Annotated in this window: 7 protein-coding genes; 1 reads left to right on the forward strand and 6 read right to left on the reverse strand. The window is 52.9% G+C overall.

Annotated features, from left to right (window positions below):
* Window positions 1-12: 12 nt before the first annotated feature.
* The 5 genes from WA354_RS00755 to WA354_RS00775 all read right to left on the reverse strand — a co-directional run bounded on the left by WA354_RS00755 (window position 13) and on the right by WA354_RS00775 (window position 3,039).
* Entirely contained in the window at window positions 13-432 is a 420-nt protein-coding gene (locus WA354_RS00755; RefSeq protein WP_472811095.1) for a YidH family protein, read from the reverse strand.
* Between the two features lie 11 nt (window positions 433-443).
* Window positions 444-854, reverse strand: a complete 411-nt coding sequence (locus WA354_RS00760) for a hypothetical protein (protein WP_472811096.1) — start codon at window positions 852-854, stop codon at window positions 444-446.
* A gap of 69 nt (window positions 855-923) precedes the next feature.
* On the reverse strand, window positions 924-1,604 hold the full coding sequence (locus tag WA354_RS00765) for a trimeric intracellular cation channel family protein (protein ID WP_472811097.1): 681 nt from the start codon (window positions 1,602-1,604) through the stop codon (window positions 924-926).
* Window positions 1,605-1,654: 50 nt separating this feature from the next.
* Window positions 1,655-2,116, reverse strand: a complete 462-nt coding sequence (locus WA354_RS00770) for a DUF1622 domain-containing protein (RefSeq protein WP_472811098.1) — start codon at window positions 2,114-2,116, stop codon at window positions 1,655-1,657.
* 320 nt (window positions 2,117-2,436) lie between these two features.
* Window positions 2,437-3,039, reverse strand: a complete 603-nt coding sequence (locus tag WA354_RS00775; RefSeq protein WP_472811099.1) for a hypothetical protein — start codon at window positions 3,037-3,039, stop codon at window positions 2,437-2,439.
* 492 nt (window positions 3,040-3,531) lie between these two features.
* Here WA354_RS00775 and WA354_RS00780 point away from each other — a divergent pair, with 492 nt between their 5' ends.
* Window positions 3,532-4,767 (forward strand): BamA/TamA family outer membrane protein, encoded by a 1,236-nt coding sequence (locus WA354_RS00780; protein WP_472811100.1) that lies wholly within the window; start codon window positions 3,532-3,534, stop codon window positions 4,765-4,767.
* A 104-nt stretch (window positions 4,768-4,871) separates the two neighbouring features.
* Here WA354_RS00780 and WA354_RS00785 read toward each other — a convergent pair whose 3' ends face one another.
* Window positions 4,872-5,633: a bestrophin-like domain gene (locus tag WA354_RS00785; RefSeq protein ID WP_472811101.1), complete on the reverse strand. Its 762-nt coding sequence runs from the start codon at window positions 5,631-5,633 to the stop codon at window positions 4,872-4,874.
* Window positions 5,634-6,090 lie beyond the last annotated feature (457 nt).

Genomic DNA, 6,090 nt, shown 5'->3' on the forward strand with positions numbered 1-6,090 from the left:
AGCATGTTCTTACTAAAACGGCCCCGCATGCAGCAGAACGCCATAAAATGTAACGATTCCAATCAGGATGACGGCCATGGCAACCACGAAGGAGACGGACACCTTTTCCCGCTTTCGAGAAGGGCCGATCTCGCGTAGAAACATCCTGTGCTGCCATGCCGCAGCCATCAATCCCAGAGTACCCACCGTGATTAAGCTCAATCCCAGATTGCGTGGAGCATTTGGACGACGGACAATACCCGCCGCAAGGTCTTCGGCCTTGTACTGGAAGAATTTGTAGATTGTAAAGCCGAATCCGATCATAGAAAGCGCCGTGCGTATCCACGCCATCAGTGTTCTTTCCGCTGCCATCACCGAGCGCTCGACGGCTAAATCGGTTCGCTCTTCGGCAAGAACGATCCCTCTGTCTTTTCGTTCTTTCTCAACATCCATTGGACTAGTCCTCAAACCGCCTTCTTTGAAGGTGCCGGCGCTGCTTTCTTCTCTCGAGCGAAGCGCGTGACCAATCCACGCAGCGTCAGGTAGGGCACGAGCGCCAGTATGAAGGCCACAATGAGGGCCTCACCGGGATAAACGAAATGCAATTCGATGATCTGGTACACGACGTCCAGCACCACGGCGAGGATGAATACTTTGCCGACACTCTTCCAACCGTCCTTGAGCAAGCCCTCACGTTGGTGGGGATCGGAGAGAATCGACCACAGATACGGCGGTCTACCTGCTTTGGCATCCGCCAGCCCTGAGCGAATCGCGAAGAATGCCGCCATGCACGGTTGCAGCACCAGTCTGAATTTCATAGGCCCGCTCACGCGAGCGATGAGTTGTGTTCCGACGCGCTCCCACATATGGTCCATGACATTCCCCTCCGCTGTACTCAGCCCGGTTGCAACCCAATCGATGACGCTTGACTCTTCAGAAGACAATTACGCCTGCACGGTCGGTCCCTCGGCGGGCGCTTCGAACGGCACAATCTGTGCCCAGTGCTCTTTCACCGCAATGACCCGGAAGATAAACGCTACACCAACTGCAATCAACGTGATAGGAAAGAACTCGGTGCTGTTGTTCTTCATCTGAATCGCGATTATTGTGTAGACCGAACTCGCAAGCACTGCCGTTGTTACGAGGTGTTCCGATGGCCTCACGATCTCGGGCGTCACGCCGGAGAAGAGATCGATGAATACTCCACCGGCGGTGGTCGCGGCCATCCCAATGAGAATTGCAGCCCAGAATCCGAGGCCATGATCGAGAGCTCTATGCGCTCCTAAAATCGCAAACCATGGCAGCGTGAATGACTTGAAGAAGGCCAACAGCCTCTTTCGAAACCACTCCTCTTTCTTGTCGGCAAGCCAGTAGATCAGAAGGCCAAGCACTCCGGAACCCAGGCAGACGAAGAAATAGGCGGGGTCCTTGAGTGGCGCAGGAATTTCATTGAGCAATATGTCGCGCGTCACGCCGCCGCCGATTCCACCAAAGAAACCCATGATCAACAATCCAACAACCGCATAGCCACGATTGTGCGACGGATTGCGGGCAACGAGCACCCCGTTCAGGGCGTTGATACCAGCAGAGAACAAGTCGACATTTGGAAAACTCGGTAGATACACTGAATTTCCTCCTTAACCGGTTTGTCCCGGGCTCGCGAATTGCGCGATTATCAAATCTGATCTTCAGTTCGTTTTGAATCAGAAAGAACAACGCTATCGCGTGATACAGGATGAACCGACTCTTCTATATCAAGCTCTCCCACTGCCCCTAGAACCCGTTCTCCAGCGGCAACCCTCGAGGATTGCCACGGCCAATGACCTTCAAGTTCCACGACCAAGGACCAACTGAGAAACGTTCTAACAACAACCAGTGCGCCGAGAATTTCCAGGCCCTGGGCAGTCAGATCGAGCAAAACTGTTCGGATCACATCCGCCGCAACTAGAATCTCAAGCGCCAGCATCAGTGACCGGCCAAGCAGCCGCTTATAGGCGCTGTATGAGGATGGTGACCGCTTCGCCAATTGCAGGACATAACGCCCGAAACCAAAAACGATCGAGACAATAATGATTACGACCGCCAGCGCCTGGATTCCTTCTGACGACATTTCAATCCATTCGCGCACGTTATTCATCCCGACTCAGAGACGTGCACCTGAATCGCAATCCGCGCGAACTCGTGCAAGACCTCAGAAGACTTCCTTCTCGTGGAGGATAAGAGTCCGAGTCGTAGAGCCGCAACTGTCACATTTAACAGGGGGCACGGGACGCCGTTTCTTAGTTTGGAAGCACATGGCAACTCGTTGTAGATTGGCGCAAACTGACGCCAGACATGAGACGCGACTAACACCCTTGGCAAGTTGCCATGCTCATAAATGCTGGCGCAGATCCGACTACCCTTCCTGATCGACACGTGCCCAGATGTTGACTCGGGCTTTGAGTCTGAACAGCCGCCCTAATTAACGCCCGCCGTTCCCTTCCAATCGATCACATCCACCAGCTTCCAGGGATTTTGTGTCAGATCCCACTGCAGTTTGCCCTCTTTATCAAGGATGAGCTGCGCCGCAGGATAAACAACGCCAGTGCTCTTGCCCTTATCCTGATCGTTGATTTCAATAATGCCGGCGGTCAGATTGAAGGACTGCGACTGAGTGTCGAAGTAGGCTTCGCTCATCCTGATTTGGCGATTCGTCACGAATACGATCTTGCGACCTGTCGGCGTCGGAATCATCTTGATGTAGGAACAGTCGTAGCCGAGTGTTCCAGTAATCTCAACGTGACCTACCGCCTTCATTTTTTGCAACGCGTTCGCCAGTCCATTCGATTGGCCCTTCTCATACGCCTCGACAAGTATCTGCCTGTCCGCTGGAGTCGAGAATTCATAGATGTTCAGAGTCACACCAATATTGGCACCCATTTGGGTTCCGGTCCCCATAGCCTGGGCTTCGATCGTTTCGTATTTTTCTCTTGCAAGGCCGGGCTGGCTCGTCAACATGAACAAGCCCATCACGAGGCCACAGCCGATAACAACCCTAGCAATTCCTTCGCGCCTGTACATAAGTTCCTCCGTACCGAACGATTGTGTGGCGGGTCTCTACCTCACCGGCCGCTGAAACCTCACCGCAAATTCTGTTGTTGAAACGCACGTCACTGAATGCACTCTCAGCAGTGAAGCACTGCAGCGCTGCAGAGATCAGGCGTACGTGCCAAAGATTCACATCAGCAGCGTCATCGAAACTCAGAAGCTGCACAACTGTCAGATGTGACAGGGCAAAAGAATTGACTCCAAGACGTTCGCAGCGCTCGTTGATAACCCGGACAAGTGATTCAACGATCCTGCTGTCAGTTCTGCCAGTAGCGCAATGGTCGACGATTGAAGAAACTCTCAGTGAGAAGAATTCGGATATCACCCTTGAAATTCGTCAACGATTGTCAAGGGCGGGTGAAGTGTCTTCTTGAAAGCACAAGTGACGCAAGGTGGATCAAGTTGTGGGGTCGACCTCTCAGCTCTCGGATGGCTTTGGAGAATAAAGTAGCGTTTGAGTGACGCATGATGCACACAGCCCCGACTTTGCGACTAATACTGACGTTTTGGCTTTTTGCAGCATGTTCGCTATTCGTAATCGCTCAACAAACGGCCCATTCATCCGGTTCGGAGTTTGAGGGAGACTCGTACGGCGAGACCTTTGCGCAAGAATCCACGTCGGTGCAGAATCAAGTGTCGGCAGGAGTAGCTGCAGCCGCGCCGCATGAAAAGAAATCAAAAGAGAAGAAGAAGAAGAGCGAAAAGCGGGGCTCATTCGTTGTCGCTCCACTCCCGATTTCAAGCCCTGCCATCGGTTCAGGCATCGTTCCGGTGGTCGGCTATATCTTTCCGATCACGCGCAAGGACAAAGTCTCTCCGCCCTCGGTGGTCGGGGCAGGCGGTTTAATCACGGATAACGGAAGTAGAGCATGGGGATTGGCAACACAACTCTACTTTAAAGAGAATGGCTATCGAGCCACTGTCTTTTATGTCCGCGGCAACCTTAACTACGATCTATACGGTTCTGGAGAATTCACTGGATTCAAGCTGCCCCTCGTTCAGACCGGCGAAGCTTTCCAGGCGGAGTTTTTGCGTCGCATCGTGTGGCAGTTTTTTCTGGGTCCCCGCGCTATTACAGGAAATTCGCTTATCACTGTCGAGCCGAACATGAGTAAGCAGCCTTTGCCTCCGGACGTTGGACTGCATACTCAGCTCACCGGCATTGGTTTTCGGCTGATCCGAGATACCAGCCCAAACCGGTTCTATCCTACAAGTGGGACCTATTTTAATTTCACATCCGATTTCTATTCTCCTGACTGGGGTAGCAAGTACACCTTGCAGTCTTACAGAGCGTCCTTTGATAAATATTGGAGTTTAAGCAAGAGCCAGGTTTTGGTTTCTGATAGCTATGGCTGCACGACTGGTGGTAAACCTCCCTTTTACATGAACTGCATTTACGGCAGCAGTAATGAACTCCGCGGGTATGTAGCTGGAAAATATTTTGATCGACATATGGTAACTACCCAGGTTGAATACCGCCTCGCGCTTCCTTACAGGTTGGGCGTAGTCGGATTCGGCGGCATCGGCGAAGCAATCCCCGGTGGCGACGAGCTTTTATTCCAAAACAACAGCTTTCTGCCTGCCGGCGGCACAGGGCTGAGGCTGCTGTTAAGCAAGCCTTACCATGTCAATTTGCGCTCCGACTTCGCATGGGGCAAGGACGGCCACACGTTCACCCTCGGGGTTGGCGAAGCATTCTAGCGTTAAGAACAGATCCCACGATACAGCAGACCTGCCTCCGGACTATGGGCGCGCTTCTCTCGCCCGGATCGCCGATTCATCGGATTCGCAAATTCACAAAGGTCTTAATTCGCACTCAGCGAATGGGAGAGAATGATCAGGTTTTGGGGTTGCACACTGATCAGGCCGTTACGAGGACTGTCAATGTCGGCGACAAGAAAGAACGATATAGAAACAGCAAGGGGCACGATCAGCAGCAGCACCGCGGCTCTCCTGCGCGCTCCGTATCCGATCAAAAAGTTGCAGCCGAAGGCGATCGCTCTCATCAACAGCCATGCCGCAACTGGAATGCGGTTCAACCAGGCGGCAGTTGTGTAACCCTGCGAGTTCAAGACATCGTTCATACCAGCCAGGGCAAGGCCGGTGAGTGCATTTGGCTGAGCCACAGCCGGATCTCGCACAGTGGCCCACAAGTCGCTTTGCAATTGAGCGGTGGTAGTGTTGATCTGCAGCAATTCATTTTTGTCGCGGCTCTTATAGAACAAAATCCGCTGATCAAGGTACTTCTTCAGAAGGTCTCGCGCCTTTGCAGCGTCGGCAGCAGGCAGCACGTCTACGCGGACGTATTCCGTACCAATCGCATTGGCCTCTGCTTCCTCAAGATTCTTCCTCTGATCGTACCTGCTGATCGCCATCGAAAAAGTGAATCCGATAAGCAGACCAAGCAGCGTCAACGTAGAGGTTAGAACTGTGCCGAAGTCATCCCGCTCTTCATCTTTGAGCGGTCGCATACTGTGCCCAAACAGGGCTCCAAGGTTGGCCGACAACCACATCGCGATTAACGTAATCACTAGTACGAAAATGGGTTGGCTAATTAGACGACTCATGAGCCTCCTCTCTCAGGCAATGGCGAGGCTAAAGTTTGAACCTGTGTAGTCGGCATCAATTCCTTCAATTCAGATTTCTGTCTTTGTAGTACTTGGTGCCCTTGGCGGTGATTTTGGCGGCAGGCCTTTGTCGATCATCTGATACGTCCCTATTCCGTCCGAAACCGACGCGCGCATGACAAGTCTCGGCCTTTGTTTAAAATTCTCACGCACGGTTCTACGACCAGACAAGCTGAAAAGACACGCCTCATGTTGCGTTGCGAATCAGCTCATCCGGTCAACAGTACGTGAGAAGGTCGGCTTCATTCCGGTTTGAGCGTGAGCCGTTGAACGAGTGCAAAGGTCAATGCCGACTCTGAAGGAAGTTCGATGTCTCTGTTGTTGCCCGATGCTCCGGCGCCCACCGCTCCGGCGGTGACGCCGACCAGCGCGCCGATCGCAGCTCCCTTTCCTCCAC

The sequence above is a fragment of the Occallatibacter sp. genome, assembly GCF_049802275.1.
Classification (GTDB): Bacteria; Acidobacteriota; Terriglobia; order Terriglobales; family Acidobacteriaceae; genus Telmatobacter.